General features: G+C 60.3%; 23 protein-coding genes. 11 read left to right on the top strand and 12 right to left on the bottom strand.

The features are described from left to right. Window positions 1-16: 16 nt before the first annotated feature. On the top strand, window positions 17-1,300 hold the full coding sequence (locus tag Q1A63_RS11770; protein ID WP_298972083.1) for a dienelactone hydrolase: 1,284 nt from the start codon (window positions 17-19) through the stop codon (window positions 1,298-1,300). Between the two features lie 47 nt (window positions 1,301-1,347). Here the strand turns inward: Q1A63_RS11770 and Q1A63_RS11765 are convergent, their stop codons facing one another. Next, entirely contained in the window at window positions 1,348-1,956 is a 609-nt protein-coding gene (locus Q1A63_RS11765; protein WP_298972081.1) for a peroxidase-related enzyme, read from the bottom strand. A gap of 149 nt (window positions 1,957-2,105) precedes the next feature. Between Q1A63_RS11765 and parE the strand changes: the two genes are divergently transcribed. From parE to Q1A63_RS11745, 4 genes are all read left to right on the top strand, one after another. Further along, complete coding sequence (gene parE, locus Q1A63_RS11760; RefSeq protein WP_298972079.1) at window positions 2,106-4,064, top strand: DNA topoisomerase IV subunit B; 1,959 nt, start codon at window positions 2,106-2,108, stop codon at window positions 4,062-4,064. Beyond that, window positions 4,061-4,789: an ATP-binding protein gene (locus tag Q1A63_RS11755; RefSeq protein ID WP_299631671.1), complete on the top strand. Its 729-nt coding sequence runs from the start codon at window positions 4,061-4,063 to the stop codon at window positions 4,787-4,789. Before parE ends, Q1A63_RS11755 begins: the two co-directional genes overlap by 4 nt. Beyond that, complete coding sequence (locus Q1A63_RS11750; RefSeq protein WP_299631669.1) at window positions 4,780-5,103, top strand: hypothetical protein; 324 nt, start codon at window positions 4,780-4,782, stop codon at window positions 5,101-5,103. Before Q1A63_RS11755 ends, Q1A63_RS11750 begins: the two co-directional genes overlap by 10 nt. 387 nt (window positions 5,104-5,490) lie before the next feature. Next, window positions 5,491-6,168 carry a hypothetical protein gene (locus Q1A63_RS11745; RefSeq protein WP_298972077.1) on the top strand — a complete coding sequence of 226 codons (678 nt, stop codon included), beginning with the start codon at window positions 5,491-5,493 and terminating at the stop codon, window positions 6,166-6,168. Here Q1A63_RS11745 and Q1A63_RS11740 read toward each other — a convergent pair whose 3' ends face one another. Beyond that, a complete protein-coding gene (locus tag Q1A63_RS11740; protein ID WP_298972076.1) occupies window positions 6,169-6,549 on the bottom strand; it encodes a c-type cytochrome in 381 nt (126 codons plus the stop codon). Between the two features lie 148 nt (window positions 6,550-6,697). On the opposite strand from Q1A63_RS11740, the gene Q1A63_RS11735 reads away from it, so the two are divergent. Beyond that, window positions 6,698-7,132 carry a DMT family transporter gene (locus Q1A63_RS11735; RefSeq protein WP_299631666.1) on the top strand — a complete coding sequence of 145 codons (435 nt, stop codon included), beginning with the start codon at window positions 6,698-6,700 and terminating at the stop codon, window positions 7,130-7,132. Here Q1A63_RS11735 and Q1A63_RS11730 read toward each other — a convergent pair. The 5 genes from Q1A63_RS11730 to proS form a co-directional block, all read right to left on the bottom strand. Then, window positions 7,129-8,115 (bottom strand): Ldh family oxidoreductase, encoded by a 987-nt coding sequence (locus Q1A63_RS11730; protein WP_299631664.1) that lies wholly within the window; start codon window positions 8,113-8,115, stop codon window positions 7,129-7,131. The two genes, Q1A63_RS11735 and Q1A63_RS11730, sit on opposite strands and share 4 nt — an antisense overlap. A 74-nt stretch (window positions 8,116-8,189) precedes the next feature. Continuing rightward, entirely contained in the window at window positions 8,190-8,873 is a 684-nt protein-coding gene (locus Q1A63_RS11725; RefSeq protein ID WP_299631662.1) for an ABC transporter ATP-binding protein, read from the bottom strand. Then, complete coding sequence (locus Q1A63_RS11720) at window positions 8,866-10,152, bottom strand: lipoprotein-releasing ABC transporter permease subunit (protein WP_299631660.1); 1,287 nt, start codon at window positions 10,150-10,152, stop codon at window positions 8,866-8,868. Before Q1A63_RS11720 ends, Q1A63_RS11725 begins: the two co-directional genes overlap by 8 nt. Window positions 10,153-10,205: 53 nt before the next feature. Next, window positions 10,206-10,703 (bottom strand): DUF2937 family protein, encoded by a 498-nt coding sequence (locus Q1A63_RS11715; protein WP_298972069.1) that lies wholly within the window; start codon window positions 10,701-10,703, stop codon window positions 10,206-10,208. Window positions 10,704-10,773: 70 nt separating this feature from the next. Then, entirely contained in the window at window positions 10,774-12,165 is a 1,392-nt protein-coding gene (gene proS, locus Q1A63_RS11710) for a proline--tRNA ligase (RefSeq protein ID WP_298972068.1), read from the bottom strand. Window positions 12,166-12,401: 236 nt separating this feature from the next. Here proS and Q1A63_RS11705 point away from each other — a divergent pair, with 236 nt between their 5' ends. The 5 genes from Q1A63_RS11705 (at window position 12,402) to Q1A63_RS11685 (ending at window position 18,710) form a co-directional block, all read left to right on the top strand. Then, window positions 12,402-12,917, top strand: a complete 516-nt coding sequence (locus Q1A63_RS11705) for a fasciclin domain-containing protein (RefSeq protein WP_298972066.1) — start codon at window positions 12,402-12,404, stop codon at window positions 12,915-12,917. Window positions 12,918-13,079: 162 nt separating this feature from the next. Next, window positions 13,080-14,147 (top strand): AI-2E family transporter, encoded by a 1,068-nt coding sequence (locus Q1A63_RS11700; protein ID WP_298972605.1) that lies wholly within the window; start codon window positions 13,080-13,082, stop codon window positions 14,145-14,147. Window position 14,148: 1 nt separating this feature from the next. Next, entirely contained in the window at window positions 14,149-14,820 is a 672-nt protein-coding gene (locus Q1A63_RS11695) for a chromosomal replication initiator DnaA (RefSeq protein WP_298972064.1), read from the top strand. A gap of 44 nt (window positions 14,821-14,864) precedes the next feature. Next, window positions 14,865-17,039 (top strand): RNA degradosome polyphosphate kinase, encoded by a 2,175-nt coding sequence (locus Q1A63_RS11690; protein WP_298972062.1) that lies wholly within the window; start codon window positions 14,865-14,867, stop codon window positions 17,037-17,039. 90 nt (window positions 17,040-17,129) lie between these two features. Continuing rightward, window positions 17,130-18,710 carry a Ppx/GppA family phosphatase gene (locus Q1A63_RS11685; protein WP_298972060.1) on the top strand — a complete coding sequence of 527 codons (1,581 nt, stop codon included), beginning with the start codon at window positions 17,130-17,132 and terminating at the stop codon, window positions 18,708-18,710. On the opposite strand, the gene Q1A63_RS11680 is transcribed toward Q1A63_RS11685, so the two are convergent. Genes Q1A63_RS11680 through Q1A63_RS11660 form a run of 5 tightly spaced genes read right to left on the bottom strand, consistent with a single transcriptional unit; the run spans window position 18,707 to window position 21,891 of the window. Then, the gene (locus Q1A63_RS11680; protein WP_298972056.1) at window positions 18,707-19,027 is read right to left on the bottom strand and encodes a hypothetical protein; all 321 of its coding nucleotides are present in this window, start codon (window positions 19,025-19,027) and stop codon (window positions 18,707-18,709) included. The two genes, Q1A63_RS11685 and Q1A63_RS11680, sit on opposite strands and share 4 nt — an antisense overlap. A gap of 37 nt (window positions 19,028-19,064) precedes the next feature. Further along, window positions 19,065-20,069, bottom strand: coding sequence for an endonuclease/exonuclease/phosphatase family protein (locus Q1A63_RS11675; RefSeq protein ID WP_299631655.1), 1,005 nt, complete (start codon window positions 20,067-20,069; stop codon window positions 19,065-19,067). Next, window positions 20,069-20,749: a molecular chaperone DjiA gene (locus Q1A63_RS11670; protein ID WP_299406385.1), complete on the bottom strand. Its 681-nt coding sequence runs from the start codon at window positions 20,747-20,749 to the stop codon at window positions 20,069-20,071. Before Q1A63_RS11670 ends, Q1A63_RS11675 begins: the two co-directional genes overlap by 1 nt. A gap of 51 nt (window positions 20,750-20,800) precedes the next feature. After that, window positions 20,801-21,280 carry a GNAT family N-acetyltransferase gene (locus tag Q1A63_RS11665; protein ID WP_299631653.1) on the bottom strand — a complete coding sequence of 160 codons (480 nt, stop codon included), beginning with the start codon at window positions 21,278-21,280 and terminating at the stop codon, window positions 20,801-20,803. Next, entirely contained in the window at window positions 21,277-21,891 is a 615-nt protein-coding gene (locus tag Q1A63_RS11660; protein WP_299632098.1) for a VOC family protein, read from the bottom strand. The genes Q1A63_RS11665 and Q1A63_RS11660 overlap by 4 nt, the downstream gene beginning before the upstream one ends. Window positions 21,892-21,923: the final 32 nt, after the last annotated feature.

Raw genomic sequence — 21,923 nt, 5'->3', positions numbered from 1 at the left:
CGCGCGGAGCACGACGATGACGACCAAACGAAACCTTGCTGCCATCGCAGCCTTCATGGCGGCGCCGGCGCTTGCCAATCCCATCGACTTGATCCGCCCAGATGCTCCCGAACTTGCAGACTACGGGCTATTGCCCATCGGGGTGCAAACCCTTGAGCTGGTGCACTCGAGCCAGATCGATATCGTCAACACGGATGGCGACAAAGAGCCGGTTTACGACAGATCACTCACGGCGGAGATCTGGTACCCGGCGGCGGACGGGACCGAGCCCGGCGGCAGCTATCAGGCGATTCTGCGCGACGGCAAAACCGAGGTGACACTCACCGGGCGAGCGGTGCGCGACGCGCGCCCTGCCAGTGGGGAACGCTATCCGCTGATCATCATCAGCCACGGCTATCCCGGCAATCGCTTCCTGATGTCACATCTGGGGGAAAACCTTGCCTCCAAGGGCTTTGTCACGGTCTCGATCGACCATACCGACAGCACCTACTCCGATCAGGCCATTTTGGGCTCGACCCTGTTCAACAGGCCCCTCGATCAACGGTTTGTGCTGGATCAGATGGCGGCTCTTGACGGGGATCTGGGTGCAATCATTGACGCCAGCGCTGTTGGTGTGATCGGATATTCGCTGGGTGGCTATGGCGCCTTGATTTTTGGCGGCGCGGGTGTCACGCAATCGGCCACCGAATACAGCTGGGGCACCCCCAACGGGCTTCTGTCCCGCCACCTTGCCGGATCTGAAAGCCACGAGGCGCTGATCGATCCACGCGTCCGGGCGATCATTGCCATTGGCCCATGGGGTCGAAACGCCGGGTTCTGGGATGCCAATGGCATGGGCGGTCTGCGCGTCCCCACCATGTTCATGGCAGGCGGCGCGGATGATGTGTCCGTCTATGATGCCATTCGCACGATTTTTCAGGAGGCCAGCGGCACGGACCGCCATCTTTTGACGTTTGATCACGCCAATCACAACGCCGCCGCCCCGATCCCGGCGCCGCGCGAGGCCTGGGTGCCGGTCGAAGACCTGGAATTCGTGCCCTTTGAGCACTATGCCGACCCGGTTTGGGACACCACGCGCATGAACAACATCGCGCAGCATTTTGCCACCGCCTTCATGGATTTGCACCTCAAGGGCGATGTCAGCAAACGCCCCTATCTGGAACTGATCCCGGATGCGGAGGCTGGCATTCTGGCACTGGATGAGGAAGCCAATCCGACCGAAGATCACACCTATTGGACGGGGTTTGCGCCCCGCACGGCCAAGGGGCTGCGATTCGAGACACTGCTCAAGGGCGAGTGATCCACAACCGCGCTTTTCGGCACCACGAAGGCGCCAGGTTCTGTGCCCTACCGGTGGCCCCAGTCGTTCGGATCATCGGAATTGCCGGGGGACAGCCCGATGATGTCGCCCTCCGTCGAGCATCCCAGCCCCAGGACAGTTCGGTTGGCATAGGCGAAGTAACTCACCACCTGATTGATCTCCAGAACCTGGCCGTCATCAAACCCGGCCGCGCGCAAGCTTTGAACGTCCGTGATTTCCATGTCACCGGGCGTGCACGTCAGCTTTTGTGCATAGCGCAGCGCGGCCCGCTGGCCTGTATCAAGCGGCGCGGCCTCAACATCAGCTGCGGAAATCGCTGACCGGATCGCATCTGCGCGCGCATCATCGCCCAGCAAGCGCTTCATGCCCGCAAAATGGTGGTTTTCGCAGTAGTCGCACTTGTTCAGCGCGGAGACCCAGACCCCCAGCACTTCCAGAAACCATTTTGGGACCGTATTGCCCGAATGGTGCAGCACATGTTTGTAGATCGCCATATGCCCCTCCATCGTGTGGGGCCGCAGGCTATGCGCCATCATGATGTTGTCCACGTTGTTGCCCGGCCCGGTGATGCGCTCATAAAGCCGCTTCAGTTTGCCGGTGGCCTGCTCAAAGGGAACGGTTGCGATCCAGGTCATTTCTTCACACTTCGTTAAGGGATGTCACCCTGCATGAGAGCCCAGGTGGCCAGGAAAGGAAAGAGGCACACGCCATGCGCGCAGCCCTTTCCCCGCCCTGCCCGCTCTGCCATACTCAGGCGCAATCAAGACAAAGAGGTTCGAGCACGATGCCCAATGATCTGCTGTCCAATACCGATGCCCCCGCCTATGACGCCTCTTCCATCGAGGTGCTCGAAGGGCTTGAGCCCGTGCGCAAACGCCCCGGCATGTACATCGGCGGCACCGACGAGCGCGCCCTGCACCACCTCGTGGCGGAGGTTCTCGACAATTCCATGGACGAGGCCGTTGCCGGTCACGCCAACAGGATCGAGGTGGAACTGCATGAGGATTACGCCATCACCATCCGCGACAACGGGCGCGGCATCCCCATTGATCCGCACCCGAAATTCCCTGACAAATCAGCGCTGGAGGTGATCCTCTGCACCCTGCACGCGGGCGGCAAATTCTCCGGCAAAGCCTATGAAACCTCGGGCGGTCTGCACGGCGTTGGCGCCTCGGTGGTCAATGCGCTGTCGGATTCCATGGTCGTGCAGGTCGCGCGCGACAGGCAGGTCTTCGAACAACGCTTCTCGCGCGGGATCCCGCTGGGTCCGGTCGAAAAGGTCGGCAGCGCCCCCAACCGTCGCGGCACCACCGTGACCTTCCACGCCGATGCGGAAATCTTCGGCTCGCACCGCTTCAAACCCGCGCGGCTTTTCAAATCCATCCGCTCCAAGGCCTACCTCTTCTCCGGCGTCGAAATCCGCTGGAAATCCGCGATTGCCGATGGCGAAACCCCACAGGAAGCGACCTTCCACTTCCCCGGCGGCCTGTCGGACTACCTGCGCGAAACACTGGGGTCGGCAACCACCTACGCAGACAACCCTTTCTCCGGCTCGGTTGATTTCAAAGAGAAATTCGGCGCAGCGGGCAAGGTGGAATGGGCCATTAACTGGACCCCTTCACGCGACGGTTTCATCCAGTCCTATTGCAACACCGTGCCCACGCCCGAGGGCGGCACCCATGTGGCAGGTTTCTGGGCGGCGATCCTCAAGGGCATCAAGGCTTACGGCGAGTTGGCGAACAACAAGAAAGCCGGCCAGATCACACGGGAAGACCTGATCTCAGGCGGCTGTGCACTGGTGTCCTGTTTCATCGCGGAGCCCGCCTTCGTCGGTCAGACCAAGGACCGCCTCTCAACCGAGGCGGCGGCAAAGATGACCGAAGGTGCGGTGCGCGACCACTTTGACAACTGGCTGGCGGCGGATACGAAATCCGCGGGCGCCATCCTCGATTTCCTCGTGTTGCGCGCCGAGGAGCGCCTGCGCCGCCGTCAGGAAAAGGAAACGGCCCGCAAATCAGCCACCAAGAAACTGCGCCTGCCCGGCAAACTGACCGACTGCACGTCGAAGTCCCGCGAAGGCACTGAGCTTTTCATCGTGGAGGGCGATTCCGCTGGCGGTTCCGGCAAGGGCGCGCGCAACCGCAACACGCAGGCCCTGCTGCCCCTCAAGGGCAAAATCCTCAATGTGCTGGGGGCTGCCTCGTCCAAACTGGGCACAAACGCGGAGATCAGCGATCTCTGCGAGGCGCTTGGCTGCGGCATGGGCACCAAGTTCAACCTTGACGATCTGCGCTATGACAAGATCATCATCATGACCGACGCCGACGTGGACGGCGCGCATATCGCCTCGCTGCTGATGACGTTTTTCTTCACCCAGATGCGGCCCTTGATCGACGCAGGGCACCTCTATCTGGCCTGCCCGCCGCTCTTCCGCCTGACCCAGGGCGCCAAACGGGTCTATTGCCTCGATGAGATCGAGAAGAACGAGTGGCTCGAAAAAGGTTTGGGCGGCAAGGGCAAGATTGACGTGTCGCGGTTCAAGGGTCTGGGCGAAATGGACGCGAAGGACCTCAAAGAGACCACCATGGACCCGGCAACACGCAAGCTGATCCGCGTGTCGATTGATGAGGACATGCCCGGTGAGACGGGGGATCTGGTCGAACGGTTGATGGGAAAAAAGCCCGAGCTGCGCTATCAATACATTCAGGAGAACGCGAAGTTCGTGGAGGAGTTGGATGTTTGAGTGAAAATGCCAATACTTCGGTCTCCAATCTTCAAAATGCCGTCGAAGAAATTATCACTCCCACGGCGAATGGAAGACTTACCAGAAGAGAATCCAGAACCTTAGAATTCAAGGAACAATTCAACTTCGCGGCCTTGGCCGATTACTTCAGAGATTTCGCAGCATTCGCAAACAACGTGGGTGGATTGTTGGTTTTTGGGGTTACTGATAGCCCACGAACACCCGCAGGACTTTCCCAAAAATCTCTAAACAGTTTCGAAACCCTCGACGCGGAAAAAATCACCGGATTCTTAAACGATTGCTTTTCTTGCGAAATCGCTTGGGAAGCCGTCTGTTTTCAAAAGGATGCAAAAAGCTTTGCCGCTTTTAGCGTGGAGATTGCCAACGAAAAACCAGTGATTTGCACCAAAGACGAGGGCAAAGACCAAGTACTGAAAAACGGAGCGATCTATTATCGCTATGGGGGGCGCACTCAAGTGGTTAGAGCTCCGGAGCTTCAAGCAATTATTAACTCTCGAATCGAGCAAACGAATGCGGCATGGATTGAACACGTCCAGCAGGTTGGAGTTGCAGGTCCAAACAAGGCAGTTTTGCTGAATGAAGCTGAATTGGCAGCCACCGACGCCGGTTCTCGTTTCGTAGTGGATCGCGATTTGGCAGCAAGGATTAAGTTCGTGAAAGAGGGACATTTAAAGAAAATGCAAGTGCGCAAGCGATGCGACTAATTGGCGAAGTTACTCCTGTTGAAGCGGTCGAAATTGAGAGACTGGTAGAGGAGAATCTTTTCGAGAAATATCCTTACACTGCCAGAGTCTTGGCCTCAGAAGTCGCTGGTCGTGTTCCAGGCGCAACGCAGAATAAGATCTGGAAGGCAATCGCAGACAACGGACTGAAAGGTGATCAAGCCTACTCTGTATACAACTTCCTAAATCCAGCACAAAGAAAGAGGTTTAACGAAACAGGTCAGGTGTCATCTACCGTGCCGGTTCTGTACAATGACACGGCAATAGATTTTTTGGTTACACATTTTTCCGAGTGAATGCCGCCCGAGGCCCCGCCTCGGGCCGCGCCCGACCCTCCCCCCGGGAGGGCGCACTGCGTTTGCCCTGGGCTGCCGCCCGCTCCGGCCTCAAACTGTCCACTGGACAGTTTGCAAGACGGCCTCCGCCCCAGGGTCGGGCGCGGCCCAACTCAACGGTTTCGCATAGGCCTTATAGCGCCCATCCGGGGCTCCGCCCGTTCAGCCCTCAAACTCTCTCCCAGAGAGTTTGCAAGACGGGCTTCACCCTCGTCCACGGGGAGGGCGCGTCCCCTAGCAACTGTTGGGGCAAAAGCCACTGCCTCTGAGACGCCACCCGCGATCACATTTCCAACCCTGCGCAAAAAGTGGCTTGATCCCACCCGAGGATTCAGGCCCACTTAACTCATGCGTCTTGTTCTGATTTCCCTGTTGCTGCTGGCCGCCTGCGGGCGTCCTCTCACCCCCAACGAGACCGCCTTTGCGCGCGCCATTCATGGGGACACGCTCGACACCAGCAAAGTGCGTCTTGTCGACGGCGCGCCTACCCGGGCCGTCACCTTTGAGCGCAAGCCACGTCCGCGCACCACCTGTCGCGAGCGCATCCTGCCGCCGATCAAATCGGAAACCGTCACCTCGAAGCCCGCCGCCGTCGCCGTCTACAACCACATCCTGTTTGATCGGGATTGGTATCTGGACGACTACCTGCCGGAGTATCCCGATAGCATCGGTCTGGTGGCGGCGATGCTATTCGCCCATGAGGTCGTGCACGTCTGGCAATGGCAGAACCGCAAGGAGACGGGATATACGCCGCTGCGCGCGGCCTTCGAGCATGATGGGGCCAGCGACCCCTATCTGTTCGAGCTGGACGCGGACCCGCAGTTCAGCGATTTCGGGTATGAACAGCAGGGCGCGATCATGGAGGAATTTGTCTGCTGCCGGGCGCTCGATCCGACCGCGTCGCGGACACAACGCCTGCATGATCTGATCTCTCAGGCGATGCCCGTCGCCCCCTTGCCAAAGGCGCGCGAATACTCGGTTGGGTTGCCTTGGGACGGTGTTGAGCTGGAAGGCATTTGCAGCTGATCAGGGCCGTTGCAACGCCTGCAGATACAGCAGCAATTCCGCCAGCGGCTCGGTGGTCCGCAAGCGGCCCTCTTCCAATTTGACGCGCCTTTTCTGATCACTCTGAAGTCCGGAAAACCCCGTCATCTGCCGCCCGCGCATCCCGCCCGTGGCGTAGCCTTGCAGCGCCTCCAGCGTGTCGTTGGCCGGAAAGGTGCCACCGTTGCGCGCGCTCAACCGCGTCAGATCTGGCGGCGTTTTGCTGAGCCCCGCGACGCCCGCACCGCCACCGCCCTGCGCATCGCCACCGTGGCACACGGCACAATTGGCCGCATAAAGCGCGGCACCTGTTGCGGCATCGTCACGGCCAAACCCACCGCAGCCCGCGAGCAGCAGAGACATTGCAAAAGCTATCAAACACATACGGTTCACAACGAACCCCTCACGATTTTGACACTACGGCATCATCCCGGGCTCATCAGGCTTGCCGATCACACGGCACATCGCCATGGTCCCGATATGCCTGCGCGACCATAAAGGAGATGTATGAATGGCTCATTACGCCGCGATCATGTTGCTGGCCGGGATCGGCATCCCCCTGCTTGCTGCCCTGAATGCAGCTTTGGGCGTTCGGATCGGTTCCCCCGCTGCGGCGGCAACTGTGCTCTTCGCCGTCGCTTTTCTGACCTGCGCCGTGGTGATGGTACTGACCGGGCCGCAGGCGCTGGTCAAAGTTGCCGCGGCGCCGCGCCATCTCTTCCTTGCCGGGGTCTTGATTGCGTTCTACGTGCTGACAATCACCTATATTGCCCCCACTTTCGGCGTCGGCAACGCGGTGTTTTTCGTCTTGCTGGGGCAATTGATCAGCACCGCCGCGATTGATCACTTCGGCCTCTTCGGCGCGCGCGTCACGCCGATGGAAGCAACAAGGGCGCTTGGCATTGCGCTGATGGCAGCGGGCGTTTTTGTGACCCAAAAAGCCTAAGGGGCGTCGTTGGCAAGCTCCAGCAAGCGCGCCCAGGTCGGCTCGCTCACTTCAACCTCCTCCGCCATACGCCGGTACTGACCGGGCATGCGCGCCCCTTCATCCTGCCCGGCGACGCTGGCCAGGGCGACCAGCCGTGCCCGAAACTCTGTCGATGCGTCGGGATCGATCAGGATGTAATATTGGCCAAGATCATGGGGCGGACCCTGCGGCGCCTTCAACGGTTTGACGTTTTGTGACAGTACCGAGCCGGTCATGCCCGCAGCCAATATCTCCGCCATCAGGCCAAACCCCCAGCCTTTCGCGCCCCCGACGGATTCCAGTGACCCCTGTAAGGCCGCATCCGGATCCGTGGTCGGATTGCCATTTGCATCAAGCGCCCAGCCCAGGGGGATTTTCTCCCCCAGCGCCTTGGCCATCGTGATTTTACCCAGAGCAACCGCGCTGGTGGATTGATCAAACTGCATCGCAAGGCCGCCCTCGCCATCCGGCACGGAGAACGCAATCGGATTGGTGCCGATCACACGGCTCTTGCCACCGGGGGCCGCGACAATCGGCGATGCGTTGGTAAATCCGATCCCGATGCAGCCCGCCTGAGCAATCTGTTCGGTAAAGTATCCCAGGGATGTGCAGGTATGTGCATGACCAACGGCCAGGGTCGCGGTGCCATACTGACGCGCCGCATCGAGCGCCGGAACCAACCCATGTGCAAAAGCCGGTTGCGCAAAACCAAAGCCCGCATCGACATGAACAACCGCGGGGCGGGGCGTCGTAACGACGGGGGTGACATCGCCCTTGACCCGGCCCGACCCCAATTGCAGGCAATAGCTTTCCACGTAGTAGAGACCGCAGATCTTGTTGCCGTATCCTTCCGCAACCCGCACGGCACGGGCGACTTCGGCAGCTGGAAAGGGCGCTGCGCCATGGTTCAACAATGCTTTTTTGGTGAGCGCTTCAATTTCGTCCAGCGTATGGTGAGCCATAAATATCGATCCGAATGTTCATTGCAGATCAGGTTGTTCGATAAAATCGCACGCCGTCAAGCGCGGCTTTCGCATCAGACGGGGACGAGACCGCCCGCATCCAGACGAATCTGACGATCCATGCGCGCGGCAAGCTGCAGGTTATGCGTCGCAATCAAAGCAGAGAGCCCGGTACCGCGCACAAGCTCCATCAACGTCTCAAAGACCTGATCCGATGTTCCGGGGTCGAGGTTGCCGGTGGGCTCATCCGCCAACAACAGTTTCGGTGCATTGGCAAGCGCGCGGCAAAAGGCCACGCGTTGCTGTTCACCACCAGAGAGCGCGGCAGGGCGATGGCTGGCGCGATCTGCCACACCAACACGGCCCAGCAGATCCATTGCGCGGTCCTGCGCCGCGCCCCGCGCCACACCATTGGCAAGCTGGGGCAGCACGATGTTCTCCAGCGCTGAGAATTCCGGCAGCAGGTGATGGAACTGGTAGACGAACCCTACGTCCGAGCGGCGCGCCGCCGTGCGTTTGTTATCGGACAGGTTCGTCATATCCTGACCAGCGATTTCAACCTTGCCCGAATCCGCCGTGTCGAGCAGCCCGGCAATATGCAAAAGCGTGGATTTGCCCGCACCCGACGGGGCCACCAATGCCACTACCTCACCGCGCTGCACCGTCAGATCAACGCCGCGCAAGACGGTGACCTCACTGGCCAAGCCACGGTTGTAGGATTTCTCAATCGCGTTCAACGCCAGCACAGTCTCACTCATACCGCAGCGCCTCAACCGGGTTCATGCGCGCCGCCCGGCGGGCGGGAAAGATGGTCACGACAAAGGACAGCCCCAGCGACAAGGCCATGGCTGAGAGCACATCGCTCAGATGCAATTCGGCGGGCAGCGCGTAGATTCCGCGGATGGATGGGTCCCAGACCCCGCCCCCCATGGCCATGTTCACGAAGCCAAAGATCGGATCAATGTAGAGCGCGAAGAGCGAGCCCAGGATGACACCAAAAAAGGTGCCGAGAATGCCCGTAAACGCGCCGCAGATGAAGAAGACCCGCAGAATGGATCCCTGGCTGAGCCCCATGGTGCGCAGGATGCCAATGTCGCGCCCCTTGTTCTTGACCAGCATGATCAGGCCGGAGACGATGTTCATCGCTGCAATCAGCACAAGGATCGACAGGATGATGAACATCACATTGTCCTCCACCTCCAGCGCCCGCAAAAACCCGCCCGAGGCGTCCTGCCATGTCCAGACCTGCGCCCGCTCTCCCGCCGCCTGCAACAGAGATGGGGACATCGAGCGCACGTTCTCGGGTTCCTCAACCATCACTTCAATTTCATCTGCTATACCCTCGCGGTTAAAGAAGGATTGCGCATCGGAGAATGGCAGATAGGCACGTGTCCGGTCGATGTCATACCGCCCGGCGGTAAAGACATAGGTGACATCATAGGCGTTCACCCGGGGGGAGGTGCCAAAGGCCGTTTTTACCCCGTTGGGGGAGATCAGTTTGATCTTGTCACCGACGCCTACGCCCAACTCGCGGGCAACGCCTGACCCCAAGGCGATGCCCTTTTCAAAGTCGTTGATGTCCCCACGGGCGGTTTCGGGATCGGCAATCCGTGGCAGGGACAACAGGTCCTCAGGCGCGATGCCGTAGATTTCCACGCCGGCGTTTCGCCCCTGATATGCGGCCATGACCTGGCCCCGGACCAGCGGCGCGGCGCGGATTACCCCGGGCACCTCACCGACGCGCTCCGCCAGCGCTTCATAGCCGCTGATGCTGCGATCCACCTGTCCGTTTTCGGCGACCTGCCCAATGGCATAGACCGTCACATGCGCGTTTGAGCCCAGGATGGTGTCAACGAATTCCGCGCGAAACCCCGAGCGCACGGCCAGCGTGGCGATCAGGGCAAAAACGGCGAGCGTGATCCCGATGAGACTGATCCAGGTCATCACGCTGACGCCCCCTTCGGCCCGGCGGGCACGCAGATACCGCCAGGCGATCATCCATTCAAAGGGAGCAAAAGGAGCGGTCGAACGGGCCATGCAGGTTCCTTCTTGAGGCATTGCGCGCAACCTGAGGCTTTGATCCCGGAGGGTCAAGCAGGCAATGATTTACGTCGCAACAGGCCGCGCAGCGCCGCCAGGAACAGGCTGGCACCAGAGGCTGAGAGCAGGAAACCCACCCCGGCAAAAAGCGCGGTAGCGAAGGTCAGCGGCAGCGCGGGTTGAAACGCCTGCCAAGCCCGTTTTGCGATTTCCCCGTCGGTCAAATGGCTGGCATGATAGGCGCGCATGAAGGGCCCGTGCCCCTGCAACGCCAGGAGATCAGCCCGCAAGGCATCATAGCGCCCGATGGCGCGAGTCATATCGGCGCGCCGACGCTCCACAAAGGCGGTGCCCCGCATCTGCGCCAGCGCCTCCTGCCGCGTCAGCCCCACCGCTGCCGCCGAGGCGTCAAAATCGGCGACAACCTGATGCAAGGCGTCCACCGCGCCGCCAAGGCGCTGCATGTATTGCTGTGAATAAGCCGGGAACTGGGCGGCGCCGAAGGCCCCTGCCAGCCCGACGGCCAGCGTAATTGCGCGAAAGATCATACCTGCGCTCCTGCTCGCCCCCCGGCGGCATGGCGCAGACCCTAACAGACTGCGACTTCGCCGCAAAGCCTTAGATATATGTGTGGAACGACCTGTTGCCCATCATCTGAACGTGCTCGCTGGTGTGATGGCCGCTGTAGATTTCTGCGATCTTCTTGACGGCCTGCTCAGGCGGCAGCTCTTCGCTCTCCCCCGTGCGTCGGCTGGTCAGCTCCACGACACCGTTCTTCAGGCCACGCGGGCCGACCGTGATGCGCCACGGTAGCCCGATCAAGTCCATCGTTGCGAATTTACCGCCAGCGCGTTCGTCGCGATCATCATAGAGCGGCTCAAGCCCCAGCGCCTGCAAACCGGCATAGAGGCTTTCGCAGGCAGCATCCGCCTCGGCGTCGCCCTGTTTCAGGTTCACGATCCCGCAGTGATAGGGCGTCACCCCCTCGGGCCAGATGATCCCCTTGTCATCATGGCTGGCCTCGATGATGGCGCCGACAAGGCGACTGACCCCAATGCCGTGGCTGCCCATGTGTACGGGCGTTGGCTTGCCGTCGGGGCCCTGCACCGTGGCGCCCATCGCATCGGAATATTTGGTGCCAAAGTAGAAGATCTGGCCCACCTCAATCCCGCGGGCGGTGCGGCGGCGCTCTTCGGGGACCTGATTGAACAGCGCTTCATCATGGGTCTCATCCGTGCGCGCATATCTGGACGTGAACTCCTCCAGCACGCCTGCGCATTGCTCCACGCTGTCATAGTCAATTTCCCGATCCCCGAACGTCAGATCGGTCACGGCGCTGTCATAGAAGACCTCAGATTCGCCGGTGTCGGCCAGAACCAGAAACTCATGCGTGTCATCCCCGCCAATGGGGCCACTGTCCGCCCGCATTGGGATCGCCTGCAGCCCCATGCGCTCATAGGTGCGCAGATAGCTGACCAGATGCCGGTTGTAGGCGTGCAGCGCGTCTTCCTTTGTCAGATCAAAGTTATACCCGTCTTTCATGAAGAACTCGCGGCCTCGCATCACACCAAACCGCGGGCGCATCTCATCGCGGAATTTCCACTGGATGTGATAGAGCGTCAGCGGCAGATCCTTGTAGCTGCTCACATGGCTGCGGAAGATGTCGGTGATCATCTCCTCATTGGTGGGCCCGTAGAGCATATCGCGGTCCTGCCGGTCCCGGACGCGCAGCAGCTCATCGCCATAGGCATCATAGCGCCCGCTTTCACGCCAGAGGTCAGCCGATTGCAGCGTGGGCATCAACATCCCGATGTGGCCCGCGCGCGCCTGTTCCTCATGCACGATGTTTTCCAGCTTGCGCAGCACTTTGAACCCCAGCGGCAGCCACGAATAGATCCCCGCGGCATTCTGCTTGATCATGCCCGCACGCAGCATCAGCCGGTGGCTCACAATCTGCGCCTCCGCTGGGTTTTCGCGCAGCACGGGCAGGAAATAACGGGTCAAACGCATGGGACGTCCTCTCGAGTTTCGATCCAGCCCTGATTAGGCCAAAGCAAAGGGACCCGCAATCGCGAAACCGGCCCCTTCCAAATCCCCAAGCGGCCAGAAGCGGGCGGCAATTCATGACGTGTGCAAATATTACACGTTTCTCACAAAGCCGCGAGGGCGCTGATCCGGGGGCCCCAACCTGCCGTAAGCTTCACATGTCAGACAGGCATGTATGAACTTCAGCAAAGGGACCACCCATGACACATTTTCGTAAAATCGCAGCCGCCGCTGCAATCGCATTGACCCTCGGCACCGCCGCTCAGGCCGCCGACATTGTTGAGATTGCTTCCGGCGACGAGCGCTTCTCCACGCTGGTGGCAGCGGTTTCCGCAGCAGGTCTGGTGGAAACGCTTCAGGGTCCCGGCCCCTTCACCGTTTACGCGCCGGTCAACGATGCCTTCGCAGCGCTGCCAGAGGGCACGGTTGAAACCCTGCTCAAGCCCGAAAACAAGGGGCAACTAACAGACGTCCTGCTCTACCACGTTGATGACCGCAAGCTGACGGCAGAGATGATCCCGAACGGCTCCACCTACTTCAAACCGGTCTTGGCCTCCCAGCGTCTGTGCATCTCCAAAGGGGCGGATGGCGTCTCCATCGCTGATGGCACAGGCGAAACCGCCACGGTGGTTGTGGCCAACATCGAAGCAGACAACGGTGTGATCCACGTCGTGGACAAGGTGCTGCTGCCAGGGACACGTCCCGACTGCCACTGACCCCAAGGCACAGAAACACATAGGCCTCGCAATGTGCGGGGCCTTTTTCATGCGTTTTAGCGGTGCAGTGATCGCGGGGCCGCAAGCGGCCTGTTCCTTTATTGGCTTGAAACACCCGCACGCATGGGCGATGTCACCAGTATCCCGATCCATGGAGCGCTTATGGCCCTGCCCGTACACAAACAGCTGACCTATTGGGGGATCGCCATGGCGGTCTTTCTGGTGTTGATGTGGTCGCTTGGGCATGTGTTGCTGCCCTTCGTTCTGGGCGGTGCCATCGCCTATTTCCTGGACCCGGTTGCGGACCGGCTGGAAGGTCTGGGACTGAGCCGTATCGCTGCGACAGGTATTATCACCATCGCCTGTATCCTGGTCTTTGTGATGATGGCCCTGCTGGTGATCCCGACACTGACAAATCAGGCGCTGCAGCTGTTCAACGTGGCCCCGGAATACGCCAGAAGCATCAGCACGTTCCTCATCGAACGTTTCCCATCGCTTTTGGACGCAGGCTCGACCCTGCGCCAATCCATCGATACCGTCGGTGAGACCATCAAGAGCCGGGGTGCGGAACTGCTGGAAACCGCTCTTGGGTCGGTCGCGTCGATCCTCAATGTGGTGGTGCTGTTGGTCATCGTTCCTGTGGTCTCGGTCTATCTGCTGCTGGATTGGGACCGCATGGTGGCCCGCATCGATGAGCTTTTGCCGCGCGATCATGCGGCAACGATCCGCCAACTCGCCGGAGAAATCGACAGGACGCTGGCCTCTTTCATCCGCGGCATGGGCACCGTCTGCCTGATCCTCGGCACCTATTATGCGGTCGCCCTGATGATCGTCGGGCTGCAATTCGGGTTGGTTGTGGGCTTCATTGCCGGGTTGGTGACCTTCATCCCCTACCTTGGCGCGCTGATCGGCGGGGCGCTCGCCATCGGGCTTGCGCTCTTCCAGTTCTGGGGGGACTGGCTGTCCATCGGGATGGTCGCCGGGATTTTCGCGATCGGTCAGGTGGTCGAAGGCAATATCCTGACCCCGAAGCTGGTCGGCAATTCCGTCGGGCTGCACCCGGTCTGGCTGATCCTCGCGCTTTCGGTTTTCGGGGCTTTGTTCGGGTTCGTGGGCATGCTGGTGGCGGTGCCCGTCGCCGCCGCAATCGGCGTGATCGCACGGTTTGCGGTCGATCAATACAAGCAATCCCTGCTCTACCGCGGCCTCTCCGGACGCGACGAGGACTGACATGCCTGAGCAACTCGGATTTGATCTGCCAAGCGTCCCGGCGCTGGGGCGCGCCGACTTTATGGTCGCGCCATCAAACGCGATGGCTCTGGCCATGGTCGAAAGCCTGCAGCGCGGCAAGCTGGTGCTGACCGGGCCGGAAGGAGCTGGCAAAACCCACTTGGTTCATGTCTGGGCCAGCCGCATGAACGCCACGATCAGAGCTGCAAAAGACATCCGTGATGAAGACGTACCGCTTTTGTCCCAGAGTGCCGTTGCGGTGGAAGATGTGCCCTTGATCGCCAATGATCCTGCGGCCCAAACCGCGCTTTTTCACCTGCACAATCTGGCGCTGGCAGAAGGCCACGCGCTTTTGTTCACCGGTCGGGCGCCGGTACGTGACTGGGGCCTCACCCTGCCCGATCTGGCAAGCCGCATCGCCGCCGCCCCCACCGCCGCGCTGGAGGCTCCCGATGACACCTTGTTGAGCGCGGTACTGGCCAAACTCTTTGCGGATCGGCAACTCACCCCAAAAGCAGACCTCATTCCCTATCTGATCCGCCGCATGCCCCGGTCTTTTGCCGATGCCCGTGCGCTGGTCGATCAGCTCGACGCAGCCTCATTGGCACAAAAACGCCCAGTATCACGGGCACTTGCAGCCCAGTTGCTGGACAATGACAAGGGGGCCGGTTGATAAATGTCACACAAGTTTCACACAGCACCCCCTAAAAGGCCTGCATGACACAAGCCGATTTTCTGACTGCCGATTTCCCCGCCGCCACCGAGATGCCAGATCTTGATGCCAGCGGACCCGCCCGTTTTTTCAACCGAGAACTCAGTTGGCTGGGGTTCAACTGGCGGGTGGTGCAGGAGGCCGAAAATCCCCGCGTTCCCTTGCTGGAACGGCTGCGGTTTCTGTCGATTTCAGCCACCAATCTGGACGAATTCTATACGGTGCGCGTCGCCGGTCTGCGCGAGCTTGCCCATGCCGGGAACACCACCCCGGCGGCAGACGGGTTGAGCCCGACAGAGCAATTGGCCTTGATTGATGAAAACGCTCGCCAGCTGCTGGAAACACAGCAACGCGTGCTGGTCGCCCTGCTGAAAGAGATGGAAGGCGAAGGCATTTCGCTGCTGCGCAGCGCTGATCTCTCGGCAAAGGATCGCAAATACCTCGAAGAGGTTTTCCTGACGCAGGTTTTTGCAGTCCTGTCACCGCTGGCAATTGATCCCGCGCATCCCTTCCCTTTCATCCCCAACACCGGCTACGCGTTGGCGCTGCAGCTCGAACGCACCTCTGACAAACGCCCGCTGCAGGCGCTTTTGCCGATCCCAGCGCAGATTGACCGTTTCATTGCCCTGCCTGCCGAAGACGGGAACAGCCGCTTTCTACCTCTCGAAGAACTTCTGGTATTGAACATTTCCGGCCTGTTTCCGGGCTACAAGCTCAAGGATTATTTCGAATTCCGCGTCCTTCGGGACAGCGATCTGGAAGTGGAAGAAGAGGCCGAAGACCTCGTGCGGGAGTTCGAAGTGGCCCTGAAACGCCGCCGACGTGGGGAGGTCGTACGGCTGACCCATTCCCCGGGCGCGCCGGAAAAGCTCAAGGCCGTGATCATGGAAGAGCTCGGTGTGGAGCAGAGCGAGGTCATCGAGATCAATGGCATGATCGGCGCGGCGGATCTCAAGGAGCTTGTTCTGGACAGTCGCCCCGATCTTTTGTGGTCGCTGTTCACGCCGCGCGTGCCTGAAAGGGTGACCGACCACGAAGGGGATCTGCTCGCGGCCATCCGATCAAAGGACATGCTGCTGCATCACCCCTATGAAACCTTCGATATGGTGGTGCGGTTTTTGCAGCAAGCCGCCCGGGACCCCAAGGTCGTTGCGATCAAACAGACGCTCTATCGCACCTCACGCGACAGCCCGATTGTCGAGGCGCTCTGCGAGGCGGCGGAGGACGGCAAATCCGTGACCGCGCTGGTAGAACTGAAGGCCCGCTTTGACGAGGCCGCGAACATTCGCCAGTCCCGCAGGTTGGAGCGCGCGGGCGCGCATGTGGTCTACGGCTTTCTCGACCTGAAAACGCACGCCAAGATTTCCACCGTGGTGCGGCGTGAGGGCAACCAGCTTGTCACCTACACCCACTATGGCACCGGCAACTACCACCCGATCACGGCACGGATTTATACCGATCTGTCGCTTTTCACCTGCGACCCGCGTCTGGGGCGGGATGCGACCAAGGTCTTCAACTATCTCTCTGGCTATGCGCTGCCCGAAAGCCTCGACAACCTCGCGATCTCTCCGACGACTCTGAAACCACGTTTGCTGGAGCTGATTGCGGCGGAGGCCGAGCACGCACGCGCAGGCAAACCCGCGGTGATCTGGGCCAAGATGAACTCGCTGATCGACAGCGAAGTCATCGACGCGCTTTATGCCGCCAGCCAGGCGGGGGTGAAAATCAGCCTGGTGATCCGCGGGATTTGCGGCTTGCGGCCCGGTGTCAAAGGTCTGAGCGACAATATCCGGGTGAAATCGATTGTCGGGCGCTTTCTGGAGCATTCCCGCATTGTCTGTTTTGGCAATGGCCACGGTTTGCCGCACAAAAAAGCGCGCGTTTTCATCTCATCCGCGGATTGGATGGGGCGCAACCTGAACCGCCGCGTCGAAACCCTGGTTGAGATCGAAAACGCCACGGTCAAAGCGCAGATTGTCAGCCAGATCATGGCCGCCAACCTCGCCGATGTCGCGCAAAGCTGGGTCATGGGGCCTGATGGTGTCTTCGACCGCCCACCGGTGCCTGAGGGTGCTTTTGCTTTCAACTGCCACCGGTTCTTCATGGAGAACCCCTCGCTTTCCGGGCGGGGGTCTGCGGGCGCGTCCGATGTGCCCAAATTGACCCACACCGAAGACTGATCCGACATCGCCCCTTTGGCGCGGGGTCAGGAACATTGACCCAAGCGCGATTATTGAACAGGGTGTCCCTGCAAAATACCGGATGTCTGCATGACTGAAACCACCACACTTCCCGGACGCGCGGCGTCGCAGACAGACCACCCGGACATGGGATTTTTCGGCAGACCCCTTTTTGATGATCCTAGTGCACGGGCGCTGTCGCGTGTGGGTGTTGTCGATGTCGGATCGAACTCTGTGCGCTTGGTGGTGTTTGATGGCGCGGCGCGGTCGCCAGCCTATTTCTACAACGAAAAGATCATGTGTGCGCTGGGTGCCGGTCTGTCGGAAAGCGGCAAACTGAACCCCGAGGGGCGCGTGCGCGCGCTCAGCGCCCTGCGCCGCTTTCAGCATCTGGCCCAGGGCATGGGCCTGCCGGAGCTGACGGTTGTGGCCACCGCCGCGGTGCGCGACGCCAGCGATGGCGCTGATTTTCGGGAGGAGGTCAGGCGCGAAACCGGGCTGCGGATCTGGGTCATCGACGGTGAAGAAGAAGCGCGCCTGTCCGCGCAAGGCGTCTTGCTGGGCTGGCCCGGCTCCTACGGGCTGGTCTGCGACATCGGCGGATCGTCGATGGAATTGGCCGAAATCTCCGACGGGCGCGTCGGGCGGCGGGTGACATCGTCGCTTGGCCCCTTGAAACTGCGCGAGTTGAAGGGCGGCAAGAAAGGCCGTGCAGCCCATATCAAACAGACCATGACGCAGCTTCAGGATGTCATGGGCAAGCAACGTGACAGGCTGTTTCTGGTGGGGGGCTCCTGGCGCGCCATCGCCCGGATTGACATGTATCGGCGCGGCTACCCCCTGCAAGTTCTGCATGAATACCGCATGACGGCGCGCACGGTTAGCGAGACCGTCAATTTCATCCAAAAGGCCGATCTGGAAGAGCTGCGCAGCGCCTGCGGCATCTCCTCGGCACGGATGAGCCTGGTCCCACTCGCGACCGAAGTTCTGGGGCGCCTGATCAAGAGCTTTCGGCCCAAGGACATCGCGATTTCCAGCTACGGCATCCGTGAGGGCATGCTCTATGAACAAATGCCTCAACGCCTGCGCGACCGGGACCCCCTGATCGAAGCCTGCCGTTTCGCCGAGGCCAAGGACGCGCGCATGCCCGGGTTTGGCAAATCGCTTTATGCCTTCATCCACCCGATTTTCAAATCGGTGCCCCTGCCGCGCCGCCGGTTGATCAAGGCCGCCTGTCTGCTGCATGATGTCAGTTGGCGGGCGCATCCCGATTACCGGGCGGAAACCTGTTTTGACAATGCCACCCGCGCCAATCTGGGCGGTCTGAAACACTCGGAACGGGTCTTTCTCGGGCTGGCGCTGCTGCACCGCTATTCCAACAAACGCGAAGGCACCCGTTTTGCGGATCTCTATGATTTGATTGACGAAAAGTCTCAGCTCGAAGCGGAGATTCTGGGCAAGGCCATGCGGTTCGGCGCGATGTTGTGGATGACGCAGGATGCGGAACGCGGCACGTTGCGCTGGTTTCCCAAGAAAAAGGAACTGCACCTGCGGCTGACACCTGACATGGTGCCGCTTTTCGGGGAGGTCGCCGAGGCAAGGCTGATGTCGCTGGCGTCATCTCTCGGAGCGGACGTTCAGATCAAGAAAGTGCGCTCGGCGCGGAGCTAAAGCTCAATCTGCGGTGGCTCTTCTTCTGGCGATATCTCTTCCGGTTTGCGACGGATGATGATGTCGCCGTTGTCCAATATCTCCGGCGCTTCATAGGCGGACCAGTCTTCGATCTGTCCCATCAGGTCCGCAAAGGCGGGCCCCATTTCATCCATAAAACCACGCATGCTCTCAAATGCCGGTTCCATTTCAAGCAGCAATCCTTCGAGGAATTGCTGCGCCCCGCGTTCCATCATTGACGGCGCGTCCTTGTCCTCTGCCCGCACGGGGTGGACAGCGAAATGCAACACAGCAAGGGCAATTAGAACCTGTTTCATGCGGCCAATATAGCCACCCATGGGCGATTCTTCGAGGTCAGATGTCCAAATCCATCGTGACGGGGAAGTGGTCCGATGCCATGACCAGCGCCTCGCGCAGCTCAACATCGGCCCAGCAGGCTGGATCATCCAGCGGATGCCAGATGCGCCAGGCAGCGCCCCGCTGCCGCAGATCGGGTGTGATCATGATGTAGTCCAACAGCGCTTGCAAATAGCGCTTCTCCGGCTTGATCCAGAAACGCGCGGTCGTCGGCACGGGCCCCAGCCGCGTGGTCAGCGCCCGGCTGGCATGCGGATCAAAAAGCGCGCCCGCCGGCCCGTCCATGACAATTTCAACGGAAGAGCGGCCAAAAAGCCCCTCGAACTCATCCAACCCCGGGCCGTCATTCAGATCGCCCAAAACCACCAGCGGTGTTTTTTCGTTCAGATGTCGGTCGATCCGGGCGCGCAGCCAGACCGCCTGCGCCAATTGTTTGCGTCTGTTGGCAATCGCCAGCTTCATCGCGTGGGCTGGGTTGCGCGCGCCGTGGGGGGCTTTCGATTTCAGATGCGCGCCAATCATCTGAAAGGTGAAACCGGCATTTGTTGTCACCTCCAACTCCAACGGCGGTTTGGAAAACGTGACACTGTCGCGCGTGGCATCGATGTCGAGATCAATCTCGAAGGTGCCATCAAACCGCGGGACATCCGCGGTGCCGGATCGCGGCGCGTGTTTTGCCGTCAGGGCCTCCGGGTCATAGAGCAGCGCAATCTCCTGCTGCGTATCATTCATGAACCCCATCACCGCAGCACGGGTGCGCAACCCGAAATGCGCTGCAAAATCTTCCAGCGCGGGCACGGTTTGTCGTTTGCCACTCGCATCCGGCGCTTCGATGATCATGATCGCATCCGCATCCATCGCGCGGAAAACAACCCCCAGGGCTTCGGCCTGCTCGGCCCGTGTCACGTTATGGCGCGCAGACCATTCACCATTGGGTTCAAGCCGGTTTTCCCGGTCAAAAAGCGTGGTGAACCACTCGACATTATACGTCGCCAGCCGCATCAGCTCATGACACCGGCGATCTCATCCCAGGCGCGGTTGATGTCCGCCATGCGCTTTTGTGCAAGGTGCACAGCCTCTTCAGGCACTCCGCGCGCGATCATCGCGTCCGGGTGATTTTCGCGGACCAGCTTGCGCCAGACTTTACGAATTTCATCGGGTGGCGTGTCCGGCGTCACGCCCAGAACGGTGTAAGGATCCTGATGTGTTTCGGGAGCAAACCGCATGCGCAAGGCCTTGAACTCCGCCTGCGGCAACTCAAAAATTTCGGTCACACGTTCCAGAAAGGCGTCTTCGTTGGGGTGGTAAAACCCATCCGCCATCGCAATGTGAAAAAGCCCTTCCAGCAAATCGCGCAACGTTTCCGGCTCCCCCGAGAACATCGCCTTGATGCGCGCGGCATAGACCTCGAACCCCGCGACGTCCTGACGTGCCAAATTGAAAACCTTTGCGGCGCCCGCTTCGTCCTGGGCGGCAATATGGAAAACCTCGCGAAAGGCCGTGACTTCGTCGCGCGTGACCTGTCCGTCCGCCTTGGCCATCTTGGCCCCCAAGGCAATGACCGCGATGGCAAATGCGACTGATCGTTCACGCGGGCTGCGCAAACGATCAAAGACCTGCGACAGGCTTTCACCCGCAGCAAGGGCCGACAACGCGTCAGAGATGCGGGACCAGATGGACATGGGGCGACCATACCCGTTACCCCGCAGCATGTCAGGTGGCGAAGCGTCGCGTCAGAGAATTTTCTGCATCAAAACAAGATCGAGCCATTGCCCGGCCTTCTGACCGACTTGCGGCATCCGGCCGACTTCGGTGAAACCGAGACGTTTATGAAACTTTTGCGCGCCCGTGTTGGTATTGCTGATCCCGGCAACCATCACGTGACACCCAAACTGGCGCGCAGCCGCCTCAAGCCCTGCCATCAACATCCGCCCGACACCCGCGCCCTGCTGACGCGCATCCACCAGCACGGTGTGCTCCACCGTCGCGATATAGCCGGGACCGGAACGGAACGGGCCAAATGTTGCAAAACCGGCGAATTGCCCCGCCTTTTCAGCAACAAATGAGGTCGCCGCTCTGGTCTCGATCAACGCCTGAACCTCGGCGCGGGATTTTTCGACCGTTGTGAAGGTTGAGAGCGTCTCCCGGATCATGACGTTCCAAAGCGCCGCCACGACGGCAGCGTCCTCCGGAATTGCCGCCCGAACCTTCACGCAATCAGGCGCACGCCATGGGGCGTGTCAAATTCTGCGACCAGACCTTTTTCCCCGGTTTCATATGACACCCGGTCGTCTTGCAACATCGGAGCAAAGAGGTTGTTGATCGCCTCCGCATCGGGGTGCTGAACGGTCAAGCGGCGCAGGCGCACGCCTGAAGCGGGCAGCATCTTAGCGGGATGCAGCGACGTGTCCCACTGAATGAGCGCCGGCGCGCAATTGTCGAAGGGCAGAATGCCATCATCCGGCACAGACATGCGCCATTGCAAGTCGCCACGTTGCAAAGCCACAGGATTTCCCATCTGATCCGGTAGTTTCTCCAGCTCCTCCAACATGTTGTCAGATCGGCAAATCCAGTTTGTCAGGCGGGCGGGACCCACAAAACGGTCCAGATCGAACCAGCGCGCACGAGAGGGCGTCGGCGCATCAGGGTCGATCGCAATCGCCTCTAGGTAGAGGCCATCCTCCAGACCCAGGAGCGCGTTATGGGTTGAAAAGACATCATGCTGACCTCCCGGTTGGAGGCTCATCCCCAGTGCAGCTTCAGCATGCTCTCTCGCCTCTTCCAGTGTTTCACCGGCTATCGCAATGTGATCAAAGTCCACGATATTCTTCTCTTTTCAACTATGAATGCGATCAG

The organism is uncultured Roseobacter sp., assembly GCF_947499265.1.
Lineage (GTDB): Bacteria > Pseudomonadota > Alphaproteobacteria > Rhodobacterales > Rhodobacteraceae > Roseobacter.
This window is presented reverse-complemented; position numbering and strand designations above follow the sequence as displayed.